This is a genomic window from Glutamicibacter creatinolyticus (assembly GCF_006094275.1).
GTDB lineage: Bacteria > Actinomycetota > Actinomycetes > Actinomycetales > Micrococcaceae > Glutamicibacter > Glutamicibacter creatinolyticus.
In genome coordinates, this window is record NZ_CP034412.1 from 1,942,503 (window position 1) to 1,966,587 (window position 24,085).

The 24,085-nt window shown below is 67.4% G+C and carries 21 protein-coding genes and 1 tRNA gene; 4 read left to right on the plus strand and 18 right to left on the minus strand.

Annotated elements, in window-relative coordinates; translation table 11 throughout:
- Window positions 1–225: 225 nt before the first annotated feature.
- Window positions 226–307, minus strand: a tRNA-Leu gene (locus GcLGCM259_RS08865).
- Window positions 308–491: 184 nt separating this feature from the next.
- Here GcLGCM259_RS08865 and GcLGCM259_RS08870 point away from each other — a divergent pair.
- Window positions 492–1,109 (plus strand): ANTAR domain-containing response regulator, encoded by a 618-nt coding sequence (locus GcLGCM259_RS08870; protein ID WP_171021256.1) that lies wholly within the window; start codon window positions 492–494, stop codon window positions 1,107–1,109.
- 313 nt (window positions 1,110–1,422) lie between these two features.
- On the opposite strand, the gene pyk is transcribed toward GcLGCM259_RS08870, so the two are convergent.
- The 11 genes from pyk to hisI form a co-directional block, all read right to left on the minus strand.
- A complete protein-coding gene (pyk, locus tag GcLGCM259_RS08875) occupies window positions 1,423–2,931 on the minus strand; it encodes a pyruvate kinase (RefSeq protein WP_138926384.1) in 1,509 nt (502 codons plus the stop codon).
- A gap of 96 nt (window positions 2,932–3,027) precedes the next feature.
- Entirely contained in the window at window positions 3,028–4,485 is a 1,458-nt protein-coding gene (locus GcLGCM259_RS08880; RefSeq protein WP_138926385.1) for a glutamate synthase subunit beta, read from the minus strand.
- Window positions 4,478–9,127 (minus strand): glutamate synthase large subunit, encoded by a 4,650-nt coding sequence (gene gltB / locus GcLGCM259_RS08885; protein ID WP_138926386.1) that lies wholly within the window; start codon window positions 9,125–9,127, stop codon window positions 4,478–4,480. Before gltB ends, GcLGCM259_RS08880 begins: the two co-directional genes overlap by 8 nt.
- A gap of 473 nt (window positions 9,128–9,600) precedes the next feature.
- Window positions 9,601–10,707, minus strand: a complete 1,107-nt coding sequence (lgt, locus tag GcLGCM259_RS08890) for a prolipoprotein diacylglyceryl transferase (protein WP_138926387.1) — start codon at window positions 10,705–10,707, stop codon at window positions 9,601–9,603.
- The gene (gene trpA, locus GcLGCM259_RS08895) at window positions 10,704–11,492 is read right to left on the minus strand and encodes a tryptophan synthase subunit alpha (protein ID WP_138926388.1); all 789 of its coding nucleotides are present in this window, start codon (window positions 11,490–11,492) and stop codon (window positions 10,704–10,706) included. Before trpA ends, lgt begins: the two co-directional genes overlap by 4 nt.
- Complete coding sequence (trpB, locus tag GcLGCM259_RS08900; RefSeq protein ID WP_138926389.1) at window positions 11,493–12,749, minus strand: tryptophan synthase subunit beta; 1,257 nt, start codon at window positions 12,747–12,749, stop codon at window positions 11,493–11,495.
- Window positions 12,750–12,916: 167 nt separating this feature from the next.
- Window positions 12,917–13,753, minus strand: coding sequence for an indole-3-glycerol phosphate synthase TrpC (gene trpC / locus GcLGCM259_RS08905; RefSeq protein WP_138926390.1), 837 nt, complete (start codon window positions 13,751–13,753; stop codon window positions 12,917–12,919).
- A 1-nt stretch (window position 13,754) separates the two neighbouring features.
- Window positions 13,755–14,003, minus strand: coding sequence for an HGxxPAAW family protein (locus tag GcLGCM259_RS08910; RefSeq protein WP_054822081.1), 249 nt, complete (start codon window positions 14,001–14,003; stop codon window positions 13,755–13,757).
- Between the two features lie 155 nt (window positions 14,004–14,158).
- Window positions 14,159–14,749 carry a Trp biosynthesis-associated membrane protein gene (locus GcLGCM259_RS08915; protein ID WP_138177887.1) on the minus strand — a complete coding sequence of 197 codons (591 nt, stop codon included), beginning with the start codon at window positions 14,747–14,749 and terminating at the stop codon, window positions 14,159–14,161.
- Window positions 14,746–16,308 (minus strand): anthranilate synthase component I, encoded by a 1,563-nt coding sequence (locus GcLGCM259_RS08920; RefSeq protein WP_138177889.1) that lies wholly within the window; start codon window positions 16,306–16,308, stop codon window positions 14,746–14,748. The genes GcLGCM259_RS08915 and GcLGCM259_RS08920 overlap by 4 nt, the downstream gene beginning before the upstream one ends.
- Before the next feature lie 110 nt (window positions 16,309–16,418).
- Window positions 16,419–16,820, minus strand: coding sequence for a phosphoribosyl-AMP cyclohydrolase (gene hisI / locus GcLGCM259_RS08925; RefSeq protein WP_138177891.1), 402 nt, complete (start codon window positions 16,818–16,820; stop codon window positions 16,419–16,421).
- Window positions 16,821–16,955: 135 nt separating this feature from the next.
- On the opposite strand from hisI, the gene GcLGCM259_RS08930 reads away from it, so the two are divergent.
- The 3 genes from GcLGCM259_RS08930 (at window position 16,956) to GcLGCM259_RS08940 (ending at window position 19,342) form a co-directional block, all read left to right on the plus strand.
- Window positions 16,956–17,597, plus strand: coding sequence for a TIGR03085 family metal-binding protein (locus tag GcLGCM259_RS08930; RefSeq protein ID WP_246049497.1), 642 nt, complete (start codon window positions 16,956–16,958; stop codon window positions 17,595–17,597).
- Between the two features lie 396 nt (window positions 17,598–17,993).
- Window positions 17,994–18,416: a DUF6318 family protein gene (locus tag GcLGCM259_RS08935; protein WP_175419375.1), complete on the plus strand. Its 423-nt coding sequence runs from the start codon at window positions 17,994–17,996 to the stop codon at window positions 18,414–18,416.
- 2 nt (window positions 18,417–18,418) lie between these two features.
- Complete coding sequence (locus tag GcLGCM259_RS08940) at window positions 18,419–19,342, plus strand: PKD domain-containing protein (RefSeq protein ID WP_138926393.1); 924 nt, start codon at window positions 18,419–18,421, stop codon at window positions 19,340–19,342.
- A 75-nt stretch (window positions 19,343–19,417) separates the two neighbouring features.
- Here the strand turns inward: GcLGCM259_RS08940 and hisF are convergent, their stop codons facing one another.
- The 6 genes from hisF to GcLGCM259_RS08970 form a co-directional block, all read right to left on the minus strand.
- Window positions 19,418–20,188: an imidazole glycerol phosphate synthase subunit HisF gene (gene hisF / locus GcLGCM259_RS08945; RefSeq protein ID WP_054821211.1), complete on the minus strand. Its 771-nt coding sequence runs from the start codon at window positions 20,186–20,188 to the stop codon at window positions 19,418–19,420.
- Between the two features lie 25 nt (window positions 20,189–20,213).
- Complete coding sequence (gene hisG / locus GcLGCM259_RS08950) at window positions 20,214–21,062, minus strand: ATP phosphoribosyltransferase (protein WP_138177899.1); 849 nt, start codon at window positions 21,060–21,062, stop codon at window positions 20,214–20,216.
- Window positions 21,063–21,187: 125 nt separating this feature from the next.
- Window positions 21,188–21,451 (minus strand): phosphoribosyl-ATP diphosphatase, encoded by a 264-nt coding sequence (locus GcLGCM259_RS08955; RefSeq protein WP_054821212.1) that lies wholly within the window; start codon window positions 21,449–21,451, stop codon window positions 21,188–21,190.
- A 72-nt stretch (window positions 21,452–21,523) separates the two neighbouring features.
- Window positions 21,524–22,000: a 6,7-dimethyl-8-ribityllumazine synthase gene (gene ribH / locus GcLGCM259_RS08960; protein WP_138926394.1), complete on the minus strand. Its 477-nt coding sequence runs from the start codon at window positions 21,998–22,000 to the stop codon at window positions 21,524–21,526.
- Between the two features lie 103 nt (window positions 22,001–22,103).
- Complete coding sequence (ribB, locus tag GcLGCM259_RS08965; RefSeq protein WP_138926395.1) at window positions 22,104–23,336, minus strand: 3,4-dihydroxy-2-butanone-4-phosphate synthase; 1,233 nt, start codon at window positions 23,334–23,336, stop codon at window positions 22,104–22,106.
- Window positions 23,333–23,956, minus strand: a complete 624-nt coding sequence (locus GcLGCM259_RS08970; protein WP_138926396.1) for a riboflavin synthase — start codon at window positions 23,954–23,956, stop codon at window positions 23,333–23,335. The genes ribB and GcLGCM259_RS08970 overlap by 4 nt, the downstream gene beginning before the upstream one ends.
- Between the last annotated feature and the right edge of the window lie 129 nt (window positions 23,957–24,085).

Here is a 24,085-nt window from a genome sequence, read left to right on the forward strand (position 1 = left end):
CCAGTTCAATCATATGACTACCTGTCACTGAGTCAATCTGGAAAGTCAACCCAGATCTGGCGAACAACGGGTGACACGCAGGTGAACCCGGATCGTCCTATGATCAAGCTAACAGGCGGTTTCCGCCGGCTTTTCGTTTCTGCGGATGCGGTGCAAAGCACTGCTGGCACGAAAAATCCCCACCGCGCAACCCGCAGGTCGTGCGAAGGGGATTTCATCACCAGGTGCCCAAGGTGGGACTCGAACCCACACATCTTTCGATACCGCATTTTGAGTGCGGCGCGTCTACCGATTCCGCCACTTGGGCTGGCACTTTTACGATAGTACTGGACGGATTTTGGATTTCCTAATCGAATCTTCCGCGTCATCGGGCATACTGGCCCCCAGGCAAGTAGGCTGTTCTTAGAAACCCCGGTTTCCCGCCCAGCATCTGCCTTCCGGCGTTAGCGAGCGACCAGAATTGCTGCCCGTGTGAACACAAAGGAAACGAATTGAGCCAGCTGCCCGACATCACCAAGATCCCCGCCGAAACGCCTGGCACCGCCCGCCGCGTACTCGTGGCCGAGGATGAGACCCTGATCCGCCTGGACATCGTCGAAATCCTGCGCCAAGAGGGGTACGAGGTAGTGGCCGAGGTCGACAATGGGGAAAGCGCCATTGAGAAGGCCCGCGAGCTGAAGCCGGACCTGGTCCTGATGGACGTGAAGATGCCGGTGCTTGACGGGATCAGCGCCGCGGAAACCATCGTCAAGGAACGCATCTGCCCGGTCGTGCTGCTGACCGCGTTCAGCCAGAAGGAACTGGTGGACCGGGCCCGGGAGGCCGGCGCCATGGCGTACGTGGTCAAGCCGTTCACGGAGGCCGACCTGACCCCGGCCATCGAAATCGCGATCTCCCGGCACGACGAGCTGCGCGCCCTGGAGGAGGAAGTCAGCAACCTCAGCGAGCAGTTCGAGACCCGCAAGCTGGTGGATCGGGCCAAGAGCCTGCTGATCACCAAGATGGGGCTGACCGAGCCCGAGGCGTTCCGCTGGATCCAGAAGACCTCCATGGACCGCCGGCTGAGCATGCGCCAGGTGGCCGAAACCGTGATCGATCAGGTCAAGTAGGGACCACCCCAGCCACGGGTTCACCGCAAGACAGCCCGCCGCCGCTGCGGACCGAATCTCATGCGGCCATCGCCTTGCCGGCGGTGGCCGCGTTTGACGTTTAAATCGTGCCGTGGCGCCACAGCGGCGGAGCCGTCGTCGCACCCCGGGCGCGGACGCCGCGCTGCACGGCTTGCTGCCCGGCTCCGCAGGCCAGGGCCGAAGGCCGGGGCCCGGCAGCACGGGAAACGGCCAGGGGCGCCATTCCCGCAAAGGATTGGCGCCCCTGGCCGGTGGCCGTGAGAAACCTCGCGGCCCGAGTCGGCGGCTATGCCTAGATGGAGGTGCCGCGCACGTTCTCCGGCGCCCACGGTCCGACCTTCTCCCGGTCCGGCATCGGCTTGCCGTCCAGCAGCTGGCCGGCATCGGCAAGGTCACCGACCTTGTGGATGCGCAGGGTGTTGGTGGACCCGGCCTGCCCTGGAGGCGAACCGGCGGCGATGCACACCAGGTCGTTGACCTCGGCCAGCCCCTCGGAGAGCAGGCGTTCGTCGACCTGGGCGGTCATCTTGTCGGTGTGGTCGGCGTATTCCACCAGGCGGGCCTGCACACCCCACATCAGGGTCATGATGTTGTAGGTCTGCGGCAGCGGGGTGAAGGCCAGCACCGGCTTGTGCGGCCGCAGCCGGGAGAGGCGGCGCGCGGAGTCACCGGACTGGGTGAACGCGACAATGTACTTCACATCGAGCTGGTCGGCGATCTCCACGGCGGCGCGGGTGATCGCCCCGCCGCGGGTCTTGGGCTTGGAGCCCAGCCGCGGGATGCGGTCCAGGCCGTGCTGCTCGGTGGAGGTGATGATCCGGGCCATGGTGGCCACGGTCTCCACCGGGTAGGCGCCCACCGAGGTCTCCCCGGAGAGCATGACCGCGTCGGCGCCGTCGATGACCGCGTTGGCGCAGTCCGAGGCCTCGGCCCGGGTGGGGGTCGGGGACTCGATCATCGATTCGAGCACCTGGGTGGCCACGATGACCGGCTTCGCCCAGCGGCGGGCCAGTTCGATGGCGCGCTTCTGCACCATCGGGACCTCCTCCAGCGGCAGCTCCACGCCCAGATCGCCGCGGGCGACCATGATCGCGTCGAACGCGTCGATGATCTCCTCCAGGGCGGCGACGGCCTGCGGCTTTTCGATCTTGGCGATCACCGGCAGGCGGCGGCCTTCCTCGTCCATGATTTCGTGCACGCGACGGATGTCGCTGGCGTTGCGCACGAAGGACAGGGCGACCATGTCCACTCCGGCGCGGATCGCCCAGCGCAGGTCGTCCTCATCCTTCTCGCTCAGTGCCGGCACGTTCACCGCGACGCCGGGCAGGTTGATGCCCTTGTTGTTGGACACCTCCCCGCCGACGACGACTTCGGTGAGCACCTTGACCTCGTCGACCTGCAGGGCGCGCAGCTGGACCTTGCCGTCGTTGACCAGCAGCATGTCCCCCGGCTGCACATCCCCGGGCAGGCCCTTGAAGGTGGTGGAGCAGATGCTGCGGTCCCCTTCGATGTCCTCGGTGGTGATGGTGAACCGCTCCCCCGGCTCCAGGATGTACTTCGCGTCGTCCTTGAACCGGCCCAGACGGATCTTCGGGCCCTGCAGGTCGGCGAAGATCCCCACCGCGCGGCCTACCTCACGGGAGGCGTTGCGCACGTTTTCCAGGTTGTTCGCGTGTGTGGAATGGTCGCCATGGCTCATGTTCAGCCGGGCGACGTCCACCCCGGCCTGCAACACCGCCACGGTGTTTTCGTAGCTCTCAATCGATGGTCCCCAGGTAGCAACAATCTTCGCGCGTCTCATACCGTCAGCCTATTATGCCTTTCACTTTCCACGGTACGTCCGGCCGGGAATTCCAAGGCTGAAACTCCATGGCTGGCCGCAACGCACCCGTGACACTCACATGATGCTGATGGCCCTATCGGTGGGGGCGACCGGTGCGGGCAACATGGTGTGCCCCTGCAGGTGACGGTCCACCGCCGCGGCGACGGAGCGCCCCTCGGCGATGGCCCACACGATCAGGGACTGTCCCCGACCGGCGTCCCCGGCGGCGAACACATTGTCCGCGCCGGTGTGGTAGTAGCCATCACGGGCGACGTTGCCCAGATTGTCGAAATCGATACTGACCTGTTCATCCAGCCCGGCTTTTTCCGGTCCGGTGAACCCGAGGGCGAGCAGCACCAGATCCGCCTTGATCAGCTTCTCGGTGCCGGGCTTCGGGAGGCGTGAGCCAGCGACAAATTCCGTCTCTGCCACTGTAACACCGATCACCCGGCCCTGCCGACCATTAAATCTCACAGTGGAGGCCAGGTAGCTGCGCTGCCCGCCCTCCTCGTGGGAGGACTGCACCTCAAACAGCGGCGGCACCGTCGGCCACGGGTGCCCGGGCCCGCGTTCGGCCGGGGGCTGCTGGCCGATGGCCAGGGTGGTGACGCTGGCCGCCTGCTGGCGCAGCGCGGTGCCCAGGCAGTCCGCCCCGGTGTCCCCGCCGCCCAGGATCACCACGTGCTTGCCGCGGGCGTCGATCCGCGGGCTGCGGCGCGCCTGGGACACCACCCGGTTGCTGTCGGTGAGGTACTGCATCGCAAAGTGCACCCCGTCCAGCTCCCGGCCCGGCACGGGCAAATCGCGCGGCACTCCGGCGCCGATGGCGATGATCACCGCGTCATAGTCCCGGCGCAGCTCATCCCAGCCGACGTCCACACCGATGTTCACCCCGGTGCGGAAGATGGTGCCTTCCGCGCGCAGCTGCTCCAGCCGGCGCTCGAGCACCCGCTTGTCCAGCTTGAAGTCCGGGATGCCGAAGCGCAGCAGTCCGCCGGGGGCCTCGTCGCGTTCGAAGACCACCACGGTGTGCCCCACCCGGGTCAGCTGCTGGGCGGCGGCCAGCCCGGCCGGGCCGGAGCCGACCACCGCGATCCGCGCCCCGGTGTGCCGGGCCGGCGGCTGCGGGGTGAACGCCCCGGCGTCCAGCAGGTGCCCGGCCAGTTCGGCCTCCACCTGCTTGATCGTCACCGCCGGCTGGTTGATGCCCAGCACGCAGGCGGCCTCGCAGGGCGCCGGGCAGAGCCGGCCGGTCAGTTCCGGGAAGTTGTTGGTCTGCAGCAGCCGGTCGGCCGCCTCGTCCATCCGCTGGCGGTAGACCAGGTCGTTGAACTCCGGGATCAGGTTGCCCAGCGGGCAGCCCTGGTGGCAGAACGGGACCCCGCAGTCCATGCAGCGCGAGGCCTGGGCCTGCAGGGTGCCGGCGCGCTGGCGTTCGCTGACCTCCCGGTAGTCCAGCAGCCGCAGCGGCACCGGGCGCCGGGGCTGGGTTTCACGGTGGCGGATGTTCAGAAAGCCGCGTGGGTCAGCCACGGGTCACCTCCAGGATCTGGGTCCACACCTGGGCCGAGTCCGGGTTCTGCCCGGAGTCGGCGGCGTGGGTGCGAAGTTCTTCGATGGCGGCGTAGTGCCGCGGGATGATGCTGGTGAAGCGGGTGCGGCTGGTGTCCCAGTCCAGCACCAGGCGCTGGGCCAGCGGGGAGCCGGTGCGGGCGATGTGCTCGGTGAGCAGCGCGTGCAGCTGCCCGGCCTGCGCGTCGTCCAGCGGGCCGATCAACAGTTCCTGCCCGGCGGCGGCCAGCGGGTTCAGCCGCCGGGGGTCGAAGTCCAGCACCCAGGCCACACCCCCGGACATGCCGGCGGCGAAGTTGCGTCCGGTGGGCCCGAGCACCGCCACGGTGCCCCCGGTCATGTACTCGCACCCGTGCTCGCCGATCCCCTCGGCGACCAGCGTCGCCCCGGAGTTGCGCACCGCGAAGCGTTCGCCAACCCGCCCGTTGATGTACAGCTGCCCGCTGGTGGCGCCGTAGCCGATCACGTTGCCGGCGATCACCTGTTCCTCGGGCGGGCAGGCGCTGCCGGAGCCCGGGTGCACGGCGATGATCCCGCCGCTCAGGCCCTTGCCGACGTAGTCGTTCGCGTCCCCGGCCAGGCGCAGGGTGATCCCGGCGGGCAGGAACGCGCCCAGCGACTGCCCGGCCTGGCCCTGCAGGCGCACCGTGATGGTGTCCGCCGGCCGGTCGGCGTCGAAGGCGGCGCGGGTCAGGTGGTGGCCCAGCAGGGTGCCCACCGAGCGGTCGGTGTTGGACACGCTGGCCGCCAGCCGCACCGGGGTGCCCGCGGCGAGCGCCGGACCGGCCTGGGCCAGCAGCCGCCGGTCCAGGTGGTTCTCCAAACCGTGCTGTTGCCCGGTGGTGCGCCGCCGGGCGGCCGGGGCCACGGGTGGCACGTGGGTGATCGGGCCCAGGTCCAGCCCGCGGGCCTTGTAGTGGGCGGCCGCTTGGGCGGTGTCCAGCAGTTCGATCCGCCCGATCACCTCGTCCAGGGTGCGCGCGCCCAGTGCGGCGAGCAGTTCGCGCACCTCCTGGGCCAGGAACTGGAAGAAGTTGACCACGAACTCTGCCTTGCCGCTGAAGCGCTCGCGCAGTTCCGGGTTTTGGGTCGCCACCCCGACCGGGCAGGTGTCCAGGTGGCACACGCGCATCATGATGCACCCGGAGACCACCAGCGGGGCGGTGGCGAAGCCGAACTCCTCGGCGCCCAGCAGCGCGGCAATCACCACATCGCGCCCGGTCTTCAGCTGCCCGTCGGCCTGCAGGGTCACCCGCTGGCGCAGCCCGTTGAGGATCAGCGTCTGCTGGGCCTCGGCCAGCCCGATCTCCCACGGGGTGCCGGCGTGCTTGAGCGAGTTCAGCGGGCTGGCCCCGGTGCCGCCGTCGTGCCCGGAAATGAGCACCACGTCCGCCTTGGCCTTGGCGACTCCGGCCGCGACGGTGCCGATGCCGGCCTCGGAGACCAGCTTGACCTGTATCCGGGCGGAGGGGTTGGCGCATTTGGCGTCGTGGATCAGCTGGGCCAGGTCCTCGATCGAGTAGATGTCGTGGTGCGGGGGCGGGGAGATCAGCCCGACCCCGGGGGTGGAGTGCCGGGTCCGGGCGATCCACGGGTAGAGCTTGGTGCTCATCAGCTGCCCGCCCTCCCCGGGCTTGGCGCCCTGGGCCATCTTGATCTGGATGTCCGCAGCGCTGCTCAGGTAGCGGCTGGTCACCCCGAAGCGCCCGGAGGCGATCTGCTTGATGGCGCTGCGCCGCAGCGGGTCGTTCAGCCGGGCCGGGTCCTCTCCGCCCTCACCGGTGTTGGACTTGCCCCCGAGCCGGTTCATTGCGATCGCCAGGGTTTCGTGCGCCTCGGCGGAGATCGAGCCGTAGCTCATCGCCCCGGTGGCAAAACGGGTGACGATCGCGCTGACGGGCTCCACCTCCTGGATGGGCACCGGGGTGGCGGCCTGGGTGTTCAGCCGCAGCAGCCCACGCAGCGTCTTTAGCTCGGCGGCCTGTTCGTCGACCGCGGCGGTGTACCGCTTGAACACGTCATAGCGCCGGGTGCGGGTGGAATGCTGCAGCCGGAACACGGTCTGCGGGTCAAACAGGTGCGGCGGCCCGCCGCGGCGCCACTGGTATTCCCCGCCGCCGGGCAGCTGCGGGGCACCGCTCGCGGCACTGCTCCCGGTGCCGGTGCCGGTGCCGGGGTGGGAGGGGTGGACGGGGTAGGCGCGGGCGTGGCGGGCCGCGGTTTCCCGGGCGATCACCTCCAGCCCGATCCCGTCCAGCCGGCTGGGGGTGCCGGTGAAGTATTCGTCGACCAGCGCCCGGCCCAGCCCCAGGGCCTCGAAGGTCTGGGCGCCGCAGTAGGAGGCGATGGTGGAGATCCCCATCTTGCTCATGATCTTCAGCACCCCCTGGCCCAGCGCCCTGACCAGGTTCGCGGCCGCGGTCCGCCCGTCGGGGGCCGGGTCCACCCCGGGCAAGGTGCCCTCCAGGGCCATCTGCTCCACGCTCTCCAGCGCCAGGTACGGGTTCACGGCGCTGGCGCCGTAGCCGATGAGCAGCGCCACATGGTGCACTTCCCGGGCGTCGCCGGTTTCGACCAGCAGCGAGACCCGGGTGCGGGTGGAGCTGGAGAGCAGGTGGTGGTGCACCGCGGAGACCAGCAGCAGGGAGGGGATCGGCGCCCACGCGGCGGAGGAGTCCCGGTCGCTGAGCACGATGAAGCGCACCCCGCGGTGCACCGCGGCGCAGACCTTCTCACAGATCTCGTCCAGCCGGGCGCGCAGCTCCCGGTCCCCGCCGGCGGACCGGTAGAGCCCGCGCACCCGCAGGCTCTGGCGGGCGCCGTGCCCGTCGCGCAGGAACAGCACCTGGTCCAGCTGGTCGTTGTCCAGCACCGGGTAGTCCAGCGCGATCTGCTCGGCCGAAACCGGCCCGGGCTGCAGCAGGTTCCCCTCCGGGCCGATCGAGGTGGCAAGGCAGGTGACCAGCGCCTCGCGGATCGCGTCCAGCGGCGGGTTGGTGACCTGGGCGAAGGACTGGGTGAAGTAGTCAAACAGCAGCCGGTCGCGCTCGGAGAGGACCGCGACCGGGGTGTCGGTGCCCATGGCGCCCAGCGGTTCGGTGCCGGTGGCGGCCATCGGCCCCAACAGCAGGCGCAGCTCCTCGTTCGTGTAGCCGAAGGTGAGCTGGCGCTGGCGCACCGAGGCGGCGTTGTGGTGCACGTGCTCGCGCTGCGGCAGCTGGTGCAGCCGGCGCTTGTTCTGCCCCACCCACTTCGCCCAGGGCGCGGCGGCGGCCAGTTCGGCCTTGAGCTGCGCGTCGGGGATGATCCGCCCGGCCGCGACGTCCAGCAGGAACACGGTGCCCGGGGCGACGCGCCCCTTGGCGGTGACCTGCTGGGCGGGCACGTCCACCACCCCGACCTCGCTGGCCAGCACCAGCAGCCCGTCCGCGGTGGTCAGCCAGCGGGCCGGGCGCAGCCCGTTGCGGTCCAGCACCGCCCCGGCCAGCTGCCCGTCGGTGAAGCACACGGCGGCCGGCCCGTCCCACGGCTCCATGAGCATCGCATGGTACTCGTAGAACGCCCGCAGATCCCGGTCCATGTGCTCATCGTGTTCCCAGGCCTGCGGGATCATCATCATGATCGCCGCGGCCGGGTGCCGCCCGGAGAGCATCAGCAGTTCGGCGACCTCGTCGAAGCTGGTCGAGTCCGACGCGCCGGGCGTGCAGATCGGGAACAGCTCCTCGGGCACCTCCCCCAGCAGCTCGCTGGCCAGCTGGGACTGCCGGGCGCGCATCCAGTTGCGGTTGCCCTGCACGGTGTTGAACTCCCCGTTGTGGGCGATGGTGCGCAGCGGCTGGGCCAGCGGCCAGGAGGGGAAGGTGTTGGTGGAGAAGCGCGAATGCACGATCGCGCAGCGGGTGCCCAGCCGGGCGTCGGCCAGGTCCGGGTAGAAGCGGTCCAGCTGCGCGGTGGAAACCATGCCCTTGTAGACCAGGGTGCCGCTGGCGAAGGAGGCGAAGTACACCCCGTGGCGGTGCTGGGCCCGGCGCCGGATGCGCCAGCACACCGCGTCCAGCGCCCGGCCGGAGGGCACCCCGGTGACGAAGAACTGGGCGATGTGCGGCATGCATTCGCGGGCGGTAGCCCCCAGCACCCGTGCGTCCACCGGCACCTGGCGCCAGCCCAGCACGGTGAGACCCTCGGCCTCGGCCAGCTGCTGCACGGCGGCCACCGCGGCCTGACGCTCAGCGGGGGCGGCGGGCAAAAAGGCCATGCCCACGGCGTAGCGTCCGGGCTCGGGCAGCTGGAAGTCGGTGACCTGGCGCAGGAAGCGGTCCGGCAGGTGCAGCAGGATTCCTGCCCCGTCCCCGGTGTCCGCGTCGGCGCCGGTCGCGCCACGGTGTTCCAGGCGGCGCAGGGCGGTCAGCGCCTGTTCGACGATGCGGTGGCTGGCTTCATTTTTCAGGCTGGCGATCATCGCCAGCCCGCACGCGTCCTTCTCGGCGCCGGGATCGTAGAGTCCCTGCGCGCCGGGCAGCGCGGCGAATCGGGTGTAGGGCGAGGAGATGGGTTCCCCGCCACCATCTGGCGAGGCGTTCAGCTGGACTCCGGTCATGCTCATGAGCGTGCCTTTCAAGGGTGTGCCGTATTGCTTGGGGCAGCACGCAGGACGCTGGGTTTCAGCCCGAAAAACGGAGGCTGCCGGTCATCGTCGCCGCCCCGGCGGCAGGCCGACGCCGCGGGCCGGGTTCGCCGATGGGTGGGATACCGGGGCCGGGCAGCGAAGGCACGCCGCGGGCCAGGGAGTGGGGCCCGAAGGTGTGGTGTGCGCACGATGGATCCACCGCGTTGTGGGTCGTGTCCGACCGGTGGGCCGCGAAATGGTGGTGCGGGCCGCAAGCGGGTCGGGTGTTCCACGCTACAAGTCGTTTGTTTCCGCCGCGTGTCCGATTGTGTTTCGGGGGCGTTAACGAATTCCCCCGGTTGCCCCGGCAGGTGCGGGCGGGTTAACGCACCGTGGCGGCACCCCTGGTTCGGGGTGCCGCCACGGTGGGCTGCCGGCCGGCACGGGCATTCCTGCCGGCGGCCGCCTTGCTACTTCTTTTGGGCGGGGCCGGCGGTGCCAGGGCCATTGCTGCCGGGGCCATCGGCAGGGTCCTGGCCGGCAGCATCCGGATTCCGCGCCGCGTTCCTTGCGGTGCCCGCGTCCTTCACGTCGCCCGTCTTCTTCACGCCCGCCGTTTTCTTGGTGTCGCGTCCCCGCGGCGCGCGTCCGGCGCCGGCCTCCAGGGCACTCGAACCGCCCTCCACTGCGGCGGCCTCGGCCACCGGTTCCCGCCCGGGCAGGTAGATGGTGTCCTGGTGCTCCGAGCGCAGCCGGCCCAGCGAGTACGCCAGCCCGATCACCCCGCCGATCACCAGCAGGATCGCCAGCAGCTGGTGGATGCGCAGGTCCAGCGGGCCCAGGCTGATCACCTCGGCCGGGTCGATGCGGAACGATTCCATGATCGTGCGCCCGATGCCGTACCAGATGACGTAGCAGGCGAACATCGCCCCGCGGCGCAGCTTGTACTTGCGGTCCAGCGCCAGCAAGAGGATCACCCCGGCCACGTTCCACAGCGACTCGTAGAGGAACGTGGGGTGAAAGAGCGTGTCGGCCGGCAGCCCGGCCGGGAAGTTGTAGCTGTCCGGGTCGATCTCCAAGCCCCAGGGCAGGGTGGTGGGTGAACCGAACAGCTCCTGGTTGAACCAGTTGCCCCAGCGTCCGGCGGCCTGCGCCAGCAGCACGCCCGGGGCGGCCGCGTCGGCGAACGCCGAAAGCCGGATCCCGATGCGCCGGCAGCCGATCCACGCGCCGACCGCGCCCAGCGCCACCGCGCCCATGATGCCCAGCCCGCCCAGCCACAGCTGCGGGATCTCGGCCAGGTGCGCCGGGCCGCCGCCCAGCCCGAAGTAGTACATCGGGTCGGTGATCAGCACGTGGTAGAGCCGCCCGCCGACGATGCCGAACGGGATCGCCCAGATCGCGATGTCCCACAGCGTGTCGCTGGTGCCGCCGCGGGCGCGCAGCCGGCGGCCGGTGAGCCACAGGGCCAGCACGATGCCGAGCAGGATGCACAGCGCGTAGGCGTGGATGGTCAGCGGCCCCAGCGTGAAGCGGGACCATTCAATGGGCGGGGAGGGGATCGCGGCGCTGATCATGCGCTGGCTCTCCCGCTCAGCTCGGCGGCCAGCGCCCCAACCGCCTCCACCCCGCCGTCACGCAGCGCCGCGACCAGGGCGGTGCCCACGATCACCCCGTCCGCGTACGCGCCGATCTGCTGGACGTGCTCCCGCTTGGAGACCCCCAGCCCGACGCAGGCGTTTTCCGCCCCGGCCGCGTGCGCGGCGGCGACCACGTCCTGGGCGGCGGCGGAAACCTCGCTGCGCGCCCCGGTCACCCCCATCACCGAGACGCAGTACACGAACCCGCTGGAGGCCTGCACGGTCATCTTCACCCGGGCCTGGGAGGAGCTGGGCGCAATCAGGAAGACTCGCTCCAGGTCGTACTTTTCACTGGCGGCCACCCATTCCCCGGCCTCGTCGGGCACCAGGTCCGGGGTGATCAGCCCGGACCCGCCGGCCTCGGCAAAGCGGCGGGCGAACTCCTCCACGCCCATGCGCAGCACCGGGTTCCAGTAGGTCATCACCATCACCGCGGCGTCGCAGCGGGCGGTGATCCCGGCGATGATCTCAAAAATCTGGGACACCCTGAAGCCGTTGCCCAGCGCCTGGGTGGTGGCCTGCTGGATCACTTCCCCGTCCATCACCGGGTCCGAGTACGGGATCCCGATCTCGATGATGTCCACCCCGTTGTTGGCGACCGCCACGGCCGCGTCAATGGTGGTGGCCACGTCGGGGAACCCGGCGGGCAGGTAGGCGATCAGCGCCGGGCGGCCCTCGGCCTTCGCGGCGGCGATCTTCTGGGCACTTCTCACCCGGGTCATCTATTTCCCCTCCCCGGCCGCGTCGGCCGCATCAAGTAATCCAAACCATTCGGCGGCGGTGGACACGTCCTTGTCACCGCGCCCGGAGAGGCTGACCACGATCACCACGTCCTGCGGGTCGCGGCCCTCGGCGATCTTGCTCTGGGCGACCTTGATGGTCCCGGCCAGCGCGTGCGAGGACTCGATCGCCGGCAGGATCCCCTCGGTGCGGCACAGCAGGCGGAACGCGTCCATCGCCTCGGTGTCGGTGATCGGCTCGTAGCTGACCCGACCGATGTCGGCCAGGTGCGCGTGCTCCGGGCCCACGCCCGGGTAGTCCAGCCCGGCGGAGATCGAGTGCGATTCGATGGTCTGCCCGTCGTCGTCCTGCATCAGGTAGCTCTTGGCCCCGTGCAGCACCCCGGGCTTGCCCAGGGTGATCGTCGCGGCGTGGCGGTCGGTGTCCACCCCGTCCCCGCCGGCCTCAAAACCGTAGAGCTCCACCTCGGCGTCGTCCAGGAAGCCGTGGAAGATGCCGATCGCGTTGGAGCCCCCGCCGATGCAGGCGGTCACCGCGTCGGGCAGGCGTCCGGCCTGGGCCAGGATCTGCTCGCGCGCCTCCTCGCCGATGACCTCGTGGAAGTAGCGCACCATGGCCGGGAACGGGTGCCCGCCGGCGGCGGTGCCCAGCAGGTAGTGGGTGTTCTCCACGTTCGCCACCCAGTCGCGCAGCGCCTCGTTGATGGCGTCCTTCAGGGTCTGGCTGCCCACGGTCACCGGGATCACGGTGGCGCCCAGCAGCTCCATGCGCGCCACATTCAGTGCCTGGCGGCGGGTGTCCTCCGCGCCCATGTAGACCACGCACTCCATGCCCATCAGGGCGGCGGCGGTGGCGGAGGCGACCCCGTGCTGGCCGGCGCCGGTTTCGGCGATGATCCGGGTCTTGCCCATCCGCTTGGCCAGCAGCGCCTGGCCGAGCACGTTGTTGATCTTGTGGCTGCCGGTGTGGTTCAGGTCCTCGCGCTTGAGGAAGATCCGCGCCCCGCCGCAGGCCTTGTGCCCGAAGCGCTTGGCCTCGGTGAGCAGCGAGGGGCGCCCGGAGTAGTTCTTGTTCAGGTCGTTGACCTCTGCGATGAACGCCGGATCGTGCTTGGCCTGCTCGAAGGTGGCGGCCAGCTCATCCATGGCGGCCATGAGGGACTCGGGCATCCATCGCCCGCCGTAGGCCCCGAAGTATGGTCCGCTGGCGTGCTTCAACGAGCCGTCGGAAGTGCTCATTGTTCCCTCTTTTCCCTCGCAATGTTGGCAGGTGCCCCCGCGGCGCTTCTCGCCGGGCGGGGGCACCACCGTGGATCGTTCGGATCGTGCGGCGTGCGCCGCTGGCCGTCAACTGTTGATTCTCTTTAACTGTGGCCGTTCACCGGCGGTTTGCGTAGTTTGTTGCGTCAGTTGTCCTGGCCGCGTGCGGGCTTCGCCGCGGTGCCGGCCCGGATGAATTCGGCGACCGTTTCCCGCGGGGCGGCGTGCTTCACCAGTGCCTCGCCGACCAGGATCGCATCGGCGCCCGCGGCCGCGTACTGTGCCACCTGCTCGGTGGATTCCACACCGGATTCGGCGATCACCACGGCCTCGCGCGGCAGCAGCGGGGCCAGCTTGGCGAAGGTGGCAGGATCCACGTCCAGGGTCTTCAGGTTGCGCACGTTCACCCCGATGATCTTCGCACCGGCGGCGACCGCGCGCTGGATCTCCTCGGCGGTGTGGGTTTCGACCAGGGCGTGCATGCCCAGCTGTTCGGTCAGCGCCAGGAAGCGGCGCAGTGTCGCGTCGTCCAGGGCGGCGACGATCAGCAGCACCAGGTCGGCCCCGTGGGCGCGGGCCTCGTAGATCTGGTACTCGTCGACCGTGAAGTCCTTGCGCAGCACCGGAATATCCACGGCCTGGCGCACCGCGTCCAGGTCCTGCAGCGAACCGTTGAAGCGGCGCTGCTCGGTGAGCACGGAAATCACCGAGGCACCGCCGGCGGCGTATTCGGCGGCCAGGGTGGCCGGCTCCGGGATCTCGGCCAGCGCCCCCTTGGACGGGGAGCGGCGCTTGACCTCGCTGATCACCCGCAAGGTGGTGTCCCGGGCGGACTGGTCGGTGTTTCCGCCCAGCGCAGCATAGGCGTCGCGGGCCGGGGCGGCGGCGTGGGCGGCGCCGATCATCGCCTCAAGGCCGGTACGTGCACGTCGGGCGTCCAGGTCTTCCCGGACGCCCGCAATGATTTCGTCGAGAACGCTCAACTTAGTGGTGTGCTCCGCTACGCGAGCCGCCCACGCCGTAGCCGGCCTTGCGCATGATCCAGCCGACCACCAGACCCAGCAGGATCACGCCGCAGCTGATGTACACCAGCAGGTGGGCGTGGTTGGCGAAGGCGATTCCGCCCACGATGGCACCGACCATCATGATGATTACAGCCGTCCAGGCTGCGATCGAGTTACCGTGTCCAACCTCTTCGGCAAAGATCGGGTCGATCTCGGTCTTCTGCGACATAACGGAACGTCTCCTTGGTTTTCTACCCATGTCCGCGCGGTGGCCCGGGCGGATCCTTAAGCTTCCTGCTCTATTCTGCCACCAGTTCACACCGATGACACATTTGGGGGCAATCGTGTTGCCCACCGCCGCGGCCCTCCGCCGCGGAGCGCGAATCAGCGCCCGGACTCGGTGGGATCATCCCCCGCCGAGAGCTGCTCCCAGTCCGAGATGCGGTCGTTGCGCGGGGATTCGCCGGTGGGTTGCGCCTCGGAGCGCACCCGGTCGTATTTGGTGGTCTTGGACCAGTGGCCGGCGGCCAGCAGCACGCAGATGCCCTGCAGCACGATCAGCGCCCCGGCCACCGCAACCACCATCGGCCACGCGCTGACCTGGTAGTCGGCGACGATGTCCTTCAGCCCGGTCGCCTCGGCCACGGCCCCGGCGGCCGCGCCCTGCGGGTTCAGTGCGCCGTTCAGCCCGGCGCTGATCACCCCGGCCCCGGCCAGCACGGAGATCGCGCCGATGATGTAGCGCACCACCTTCCCGCCGATCAGCAGCGCCAGCGCCGCGGCCAGCACCACCACGCACAGCGCGGTGACCGCCGGGGCGGCCTGGGAGCCGTCGACCACGATCTGCGGCACCTGGACGGTGGTGGCCTGGACGTCGACCAGCACCCAGGTGCGGGTGGCGGCCCACAGGCCCAGCCCGGCGGCGACCACCCCGAACAGTGCCACGTTCCTCAGGCTCAGCATCTTGCGCATCATGCACCTTCCGTCACGTCGGTGGCCTGGCGCAGGCTCTGCGCGGCCCAGACCGCGCGCAGCGGTGCGGCGGCCTTGTTGATGGTTTCCAGGGCCTCGTCGGCCAGCTTCGAATCGTTGACAATCCCACCGCCGGCCTGCACATAGGCCCGCCCGTCCTTCAGCAGCGCCGAACGGATGGTGATGGCCATGTCCATGTCCCCGGCGAAGTCCAGGTAGCCAACCACTCCCCCGTACACCCCGCGGCGGTAGGGCTCGTACTCATCCAGCAGTTGCAGGGCGCGGGGCTTGGGCGCCCCGGAGAGTGTGCCGGCCGGGAACGTCGCGGCCAGCACGTCGTACGCTTCGATTCCCTCACGCACCTTGCCCACCACGTTGGAGACCAGGTGCATGATGTGGCTGAAGCGCTCCACCTCCATGAACTGGGTGACCTCCACCGTGCCGGCCTGGCAAACCTTGGACAGGTCGTTGCGGGAGAGGTCGACCAGCATCAGGTGCTCGGCGCGTTCCTTCTCGTCGGCCAGCAGCGACTTCTCATGCAGCTGGTCCTCCTCGTAGTTCGCACCGCGCGGGCGGGAGCCGGCGATCGGGTGGGTGACCACGTGCCCGTCGTTCACGGTCACCAGCGCCTCCGGGGAGGAGCCGACAACCTGGAAGGGCTGGCCGTCCTCGTCGACGAAGTTGTACAGGTACATGTAGGGGCTCGGGTTGGTGGCGCGCAGCACCCGGTAGATGTCCAGTGCGCTGGCCTGGGTTTCCAGCTCGAACCGGCGCGAGACCACGATCTGGAACACCTCACCATCCACAATCGCCTGCTTCGATTCGCGGATCGCCTGCAGGTACTGCTGCTCGTCCCAGGAGTGGGTGACCGCCTCCATCAGCTCTTCACGCGGCACGTCGGTGCCCTGCAGCACCGCCCCGCCGGTGGGCAGGTGCCCGTCCAGCTGCTCCAGCATCCGGTGCAGGCGCTGGACCGCGTCATCATAGGCCTGCTCCGCGCGTTCGGCCCGCCCGTCGAAGTTGATGGCGTTGGCGATCAGCGTGACCGTGCCCTCCGCGGCGTCGTGCACGGCCAGGTCGCCGACCAGGTTCATGCTCAGCTCCGGCAGCTTCAGGTCATCGGCCGGCGGGTTGGGCAGCTTTTCCCAATGCCGCACGCACTCCCAGCCGATGAAGCCGACCATGCCGCCGGTCAGCGGGGGCAGGCCCGGCATCGGTTCGGTGCGCAGGGCCCGCACGGTGTCGCGCAGCACCTCAACCCCGACGCCCGTGGTGGGCAGCCCGGCCGGGGCCTGGCCCTGCCAGTACGCCTGCCCGTCGCTGCGCGTGGAGAGCGTGGCCGGGGAGTTGACCCCGATGAAGGAGTACCGCGACCAGACCCCACCGGCTGCCGCCGACTCCATCAGGAAGGTGCCGGCCCGTCCCCCGGCCAACTGCCGGTAGAGACCGATCGGGGTCAGTGAGTCGGCCAGGATCCGCACCGAGACGGGGATGACCCGCCGCGTGGAGGCCATCGCCAGGAACTGCTGGCGGGTCGGGGAAATGCTACCTAGGGTTTTCATCAGCTTCTTTTCAACAGCTACTTGCCAACAACTACTTTTCAACCGCTTGGGGCGCCGCGGGATCTCCCGCGGCCCGCGGGAACCGGCCCTGCCGCCTTCGGCAGGGGTGCTTAGGCCGGGCGGTGGCCGACCTGCGCCGGCAGCTGCCGGTCGGTGAAGCACGTCGGGGCCCCGGTGTGGCAGGCCGCCCCCACCTGGTCCACCTGCACCAGCAGGGCGTCCCCGTCGCAATCCAGCGCCACGGACTTGACGTACTGGGCATGGCCGGAGGTGTCCCCCTTGCGCCAGTACTCCTGGCGTGAACGGGAGAAGAACGTGACCCGCCCGGTGCTCAGGGTGCGGCGCAGGGCCTCGTCGTCCATCCAACCCAGCATCAGCACTTGGAGGGTGTCGGCCTGCTGGACGATCGCGGCCACCAGGCCGTTGGGATCGCGCTTGAGGCGGGCAGCGATCTGGGGGTCAAGCTGCGCCGCATCCGGCTGGGATTCGGCGCTGGAATTAGTAGTAGACATCCCCTCAAGCATACTTGCTGGGCCTGTGCGTCCCCACCGTGTGACAAGACTCAATGCCCCTAGTTCGGGGCATTGCCTCGCAACATGTCTTTATAGGTGCTCAAGGTGCCGCACTCCATGCTAGGTTCAGAGGTAATGCACCTGGTACATGCTTCTCGACTCGCCCTGGCCGAGGCCCTGTTGGCAGCTGGCCCCTCGGCTGATACGTTGTGCGCGGGATGGGAAACCCGCCACCTTGCCGCGCACCTGGTTCTGCGCGAAAATTCGCCGCTGGGCGCCGGGGCGGTTCTCAAGCCGCTTTCCGGGAAGCTCGACGCGAAGATTAAAAAGTTAGCCGACGAGGCCCAGCGCCCCGAAAGCTATGCCGGGCTGGTGCGGCGTTTCCGCACCGGGCCGAGCAAGTACTCCCCGTTCTCCATCGAGCGGGTCAGCACCGCCGCGAACATGTCCGAGTTCTTCATCCACACCGAAGACGTGCGCCGGGCACGGACCCAGTGGGCTCCGCGCATCCTAGATCGCGGCTACACCGAAATGCTCTGGAATGACCTCACCCGACGCGCCCGCATGTACTACCGCCACTGCCCCGTCGGCGTCATCCTGGCCCGGCCGGACGGCAAACGCCATGTGGCCAAGAAGGCGGCCAACCCGGTGACGATCACCGGCCCCGTCACGGAGCTGATCATGCACGCTTCCGGTCGCATCGACAGCGCGCTTGTTACCTTTGAGGGCAGCGACGAATCAATCAAGGCGCTGAAGAAGACGAAGCTGGGTTTCTAGCCTCCCCTGGCTTCAGTGCCGCGCGTTGACGCCAGTTGCATTCGATGGCGTTTGCTGCCTTAGCGGCAGCAGTAGTTTTCCCCAGTTATTGCCGCGCCCTCCCAAAGCTGACCGTTCCGGTCTAGGATGTCGAACAATCGTGACGGCATTCGAAGGCAACGGAGGTTCGAAATGTCTAGCCGATCCCGCGCACTTGCGCTATTCGCCGTTCCCCTAGCATTCTCGTTCGCGCTTACCTCCTGCCAAGACGGCAACGACCCGGCAGCAACAACTTCACCGTCCGAGTCACCCGCCGCCGCTTCGCCCACAGCCTCACCGTCGCCGACAAAATCACAGCCACCGAAGCCAGTGCCAGCAAGCGCGGAAGGACCCGCGAAAAACATCCCGGTACCCGAGATGCCCGAGGAAGCTGAATCAATTGACGAGCACGGCGCCACGGCATTTCTCGTCTTCTACTTCGAGCTCATGAACCACGCTTTAGAAACGTATGACTCCACGCCGCTGGAGAAAGTGACCTACAAGTCATGTCGTGCTTGCTACGAAGGATTCATATTTCCGCTCGAAGCCAATGCGGAATTAGGACACTGGCAAGTGGGAGGAAAGTATAATGTCGCAATCACTGCTTCGAACTTGAATAAACATGGCGAGGCGACTTTAAGATTCAATTACGATATCAGCGCTCAAACTATGTACGAAGCTCCAAACAAGCCTCTAGAAAGTATCCCCGCGGCTCCTCAAAGGAACGAGGGAGTTGCAGTGCTCAAAGAAGACTCCGGGTGGAAACTTCTAGACTTCAACTTTGCGCCGACTAATGAGTGATCATGAAACTGCTTTCGATCCTAGTTTCGATATTACTGAGTGGCCTTCTGGTGCCGTCTGTTCCTGGAAGCTTTAGCGGAGTAAAGGCCGAAAAGTGTACCTACTCATTCAGGATCAATCCTCACGATATTCAGTCGCGCAAAGAGAAGTGCCGCAAACTGTTGGAAATGCAGGAACGGCTCAGCAGGATTCCGATGGAGTGGACACGCGAGCTGGATAAAGAGGACTCAAACCGTAAGCAGATCTACCGTGTCGAATACTCAAACAACTGTCAACTCGGTAGAGAGTTCTTCACCGGTTGTGACCAGAACCCCGATGAACGCACCTGCCCTGACGGAACCGCCCCATATATGAGGATCATAAAATATAACGAAGGTCCGCGAGAGGGCCAAGTTCATTCTCAATCGCGCTTTTGCCCAGGAGAGGAAACACCGGCGGACGGCATCGCCCCGGAGCAATTTGTTCAAGTAATACGCATATCTCCAGAGCAATTTCGACGGTTTCCGATCAAAGCATCAAGAATCAATAGCGACCCAAAGCAATTTTCTCTTCGGAACGGACACACGCACCTCTGGGCGGCCTCGGAAACCCAAACATTCGGCACGGTCATTGACGGTACGCCAGTAGAAGTACGAGCCATACCAACTCATTGGAATTGGAGCTATGGAGATGGGTCATCTCGTAGCTTTACCCAGCCCGGCAACCCGATGCCGGAACATAGTCTTCATGACAAAACCTCAACCAGCCATTCCTACACAGAAACAGGGACTTTCAGCGTTGATCTCACAACACTGTATCGCGGAGAGTTCAGAGTCTCCGATGGCACATGGCAAACAATCCCCGGTCAGGCGGCGGTCCCAAGCGAAGCAGTTCCGATCGATGTATGGAGGACCGAGAAAGAACTCATCGCTGGCGAGGGAGAATAAGCCGGAAACAACAGGGTCCCCAGTCCAAGAAGTATTAGATCTCCAGACTGAGGACCTTGCGAGGGTTCGACGCAACTAGCGGACGGGGTATCCTGCTTCGCGAATTCTGTCCTTGACCTTGGCGATCATATCGTTCGGTCCGAAGTGGAAGATCGATGCAGCCAGGACCGCGTCTGCACCCGCTTCAATGGCAGGCGGGAAGTCCTCAGGCTTTCCTGCTCCCCCGGACGCGATCAGCGGGACCTTGACCTCCGCACGGACAGCGCGAATCATCTCCAGATCAAAACCATCCTGGGTGCCATCGGCATCAATGGAGTTCAGCAGGATCTCCCCGACACCACGTTCAGCAGCTTCCTTGGCCCACGCAACTGCGCACGTTCCCGTACCGGTGCGTCCACCATGGGTGGTGACCTCGAATCCGGAAGCGATGTCCGGGTTATCGGTCCGCCGTGCATCCAGAGACAGAACTAGAACCTGCGACCCGAAACGGTCAGTGATTTCGTTGATCACCTCGGGACGGGCGACAGCTGCGGTGTTGATCGAGGCCTTGTCCGCACCCGCACGCAGCAGACGATCGACATCCTGTGCTGTACGCACTCCGCCACCGACGGTCAGCGGAATAAAAACCTCGTCAGCGGTGCGGCGAACCACATCGTAGGTGGTTTCCCGATCCGAGCTGGAGGCGGTGACGTCGAGGAAGGTGATTTCGTCTGCCCCGGCCTCGTTGTAGCGGCGAGCCAGCTCCACCGGGTCACCGGCGTCACGCAGCCCTTCGAAATTGATGCCCTTCACGACGCGTCCAGCATCGACATCCAGGCAGGGAATGACGCGGATAGCCACAGTCATTTTCTTCTCCTTGGTTGGTGCCGAACTAGATGCGGCAGGCGTGGATCTGGCTGACGAGGATGGCGCGGGCGCCCAACTCGTAGAGCTCATCCATGATGTTGTTGGTTTGCGACTTTTGCACCATCGCACGCACCGCGCACCAGTCCGAGTCCTGCAGTGGGGACACGGTCGGTGATTCCAGACCCGGGGTCAGCGCGGCGGCCTGCTCGACCTGTTCAACGCGCACGTCGTAGTCAAGCATCACGTATTGGCGGGCCACCAGCACGCCGGACAGGCGGCGGATCAGCACTTCCAGACCGGAGGGCTTGTGATCCGTGCGGCCCAGCAGGACCGCTTCGGAGGCCAGCAGCGGGGGCCCGAAGATCTCCATGCCGGCGGCCTTGATGGTGTTTCCGGTTTCGACGACGTCGGCAATGGCATCGGCTACGCCCAGGCGGACCGAGGATTCCACGGCTCCGTCCAGGCGGACCACCGAGGCGTTGATTCCGGTTTCCTTCAGGTAGTGATCCAGCAATACGTCGTAGCTGGTGGCGATGCGCTTGCCATCCAGCTCATCCACGGAGCTGAAGGTGCCAACCGGGGCGGCGAAGCGGAACGCGGACTTGCCGATGCCCAGCGGGAGCAGCTCCTCCACCGCATCGTCCACATCGGCGTCACGGTACAGGTCGCGGCCGGTGATGCCGACGTCCAGGATGCCGCGCCCAACGTACACGGCGATGTCGCGCGGGCGCAAGTAGAAGAATTCGACGTTGTTGTCCGGGTCGATGATGACCAGTTCGCGGTTGTCGCGGCGCTGCAGGTAGCCGGCTTCCTTGAACATGGTGGAGGCGATGTCTGACAGAGCACCCTTGTTGGGCAGTGCTACGCGAAGCATGTGGTTCTCTTTTCTGCTGTGGCGCACGGCAGGATGCTCACCTGCGGCGCCAAGGGATGATGGCTTGCCGGTGTCTATGCCGTCGGGCAGGGTGGGTTCGGGCTGGCGAACCCACCGCGCGACGGCTACAAATGCTTGTAGATATCGGCCAGGTCCAGTCCCTTGGCGATCATCATCACCTGGACGTGGTAGAGAAGCTGCGAGATTTCCTCGGCTGCCGCCTCGTCACTTTCGTATTCGGCGGCCATCCACACTTCGGCGGCCTCCTCGACGATTTTCTTGCCGATTCCGTGGACTCCGGAATCCAGTTCTGTGACGGTACGAGAGCCTTCAGGTCGGGTTTGGGCCTTGAGCGAGAGTTCGCTGAAGAGCTCGTCAAATGTTTTCACGTGTCTTAGCCTAGCGTTTTTGGGTACGCCGGTTCATCACGGCGTACCCATTGTGACGAAGCGGTAACCGGTTCAGCGCAGGGCTGCGGCGGTCATGACCGCGGCCGAGAACGCCTCATGCCCCTTGTCCTCCGAGGATCCTTCCAATCCCGCCCGGTCCAGTGCCTGCTGCTCATTGTCGCAGGTGAGCACGCCGAAGCCGATGGGGGATCGGGTCTCCACGCTGACCTGGGTCAGACCCATGGTCGCCGCCTGGCAGACGTAGTCGAAGTGCGGGGTGCCGCCGCGGATCACCACCCCCAGGGCGATGACGGCATCGTACTTTTCGGCCAGGACCCGGGCGGCGACCGGCAGCTCGAAGGAACCCGGGACGCGCACCAGGTGTACGTCGGCGATGTTGGCTTCCTGCGCGGCGCGCTGGGCTCCGGCGATCAGCCCGTTCATCACGGTTTCGTGCCAGCTGGCCGCGACGATGGCGACCTTCAGGTTCGGGGTGTCCAGCGCCTTGAGCTGCTCGCTGGTGTTGGTGGGGGCTCCGTGCTTGCTCATGATTTTCCTTCTCTTGTGGTTCGTTGCCGGGTGGCTGGCGGCGGTGCGGCGCCCCGGCGTTGCTGTTTGCCGTCGGTGTGGGGCCGAGGGGCCCGGGCGCGCGTCAGGGCAGCTGCAGGTTGTGACCGAAGCGCTGCTGCTTGGTGCGCAGGTAGCGTTCGTTCTCGGCGCGCGGGGCGACCAGGCTGGGGACCTGCTCACTGACCTCGATCCCGGCCTCGCGCAGCTTGGAGACCTTGTCCGGGTTGTTCGTCAGCAGCCGGACGCGGTCGATGCCCAGGGTGCGCAGAATGGAGACGACCGCATAGTATTCGCGGGCATCCACCGGCAGGCCCAGGTGCTCGTTCGCGTCGGCGGTATCCAGCCCGTGCTCCTGCAGCGAGTAGGCGCGCAGCTTGTTCAGCAGCCCGATGCCGCGGCCCTCGTGGCCGCGCACGTAGACCAGGTGCCCGCCCTCGGCGGCGATCTGCGCCAGGGCGGCGTCCAGCTGTTCGCCGCAGTCACAGCGGTAGGAGCCGAACACGTCCCCGGTCAGGCATTCGGAGTGGATCCGCACCAGCGGGGCCCGGCCCGCGGACCGGGCAGGGTCCGTTTCGGCGCCGCGGCCCGGGTGGCTGAGCACGATGTGCTCGTTGCCCTCCACCAGGGTGGCCCGGGCCGTGAATTCGCCGAACGCGGTGGGCAGGTGGACCGGGGCGGTCAGCTCAATGGCGTCGTTCACCCGGCGCCAGCGGGCCAGGTCCTCGATCGAGATCAGCGGCAGCCGGTGTTCTGCCGCGAAGCCGCGCAGGTCATCCAGGCGCATCATCGACCCGTCATCGTGCACGATCTCCACCAGCACCCCCACCGGCTCCAGGCCGGCGGCGACGCACAGGTCCACGGCCGCCTCGGTGTGTCCGCGGCGTTCAAGCACCCCGCGTGGGTTGGCACGCAGCGGGAAGATGTGCCCGGGGCGGTTCAGCTGGCCCGCAGTGGTGCCCGGGTCGGCCAGCAGGCGTGCGGTCAGGGCGCGGTCGGCCGCGGAAATGCCGGTGCTGATCCCTTCGGCGGCATCGCAGGAGACGGTGAAGGCGGTGCCCTTGGCGTCCTGGTTGATCCCCACCATCGGGGCCAGGCGCAGCTCGTCGGCGCGGGCGGCGCCCATCGGCACGCAGATCACCCCCGAGGAGTGGCGGATGGTGAAGCCCATCAGCTCCGGGGTGGCGAACTGGGCGGCGAAGATGATGTCGCCCTCGTTCTCGCGGTCCTCATCGTCCACCACCACAACGGCCTGCCCGGCGGCCATGGCGGCCAGGGCGGTGGGGATGGAGTCGAACTCCTTTGTGCTGGTGCTCATCGGATGACCTCCTGGAATTCGTTGAGCCGGGCGACGTACTTGGCCAGCACGTCGACCTCGATGTTGACCTCATCGCCCACCTGGCGCGTTCCCATGGTGGTTTCGCGCAGGGTCGTGGGAATGATGCCCACCTCCACCCAGTGGGTTTCTGCGCCGGCCGGGCTCACGGCGGTGAGGGTCAGTGAGATCCCGTCCAGTGCGATGGACCCCTTTTGCGCGGTCAGCGGCGCGTACTGGGTGGGCACAGCGACGCGGAAGCTGACCCATTGCCCGTGGTCTTCGCGTGAAAGCACGCGGCCCACGGCGTCCACATGTCCCTGCACGACGTGGCCATCGAGCCGGGCCCCGGCCTTGGTGCAGCGCTCCAGGTTCACGCTGGCCCCGGGTTCCAGGGCGCCGATGGTGGTGCGGCGCAGCGTTTCTCCCATCACGTCCACGCTGATTCGCGGGCCGTCGATGGCGGTGGCGGTCAGGCACACCCCGTTGATGGCGATGGAACCGCCAAGTTCGAAGTCCTGCGCGTGCCCTGGAATGTCCAGGTCCAGCACGGCGCTGTCGCTGTGCGCGTCGTGCTGCAGCCCCAGCACGGTGCCGCGGCCGCTGATGATTCCGGTAAACATTGAAAACTCCTTGTGGTGGTGCGCGGTCCGGTGGGTCGCCGCAGGACCCCTGCGGCAAGGGCCGGGGTTGGGGTGGGCGGTGGCGACCGGCCGCGCTGATTCTGGCGTCTGGTGCCCGGGGCCGGGCGG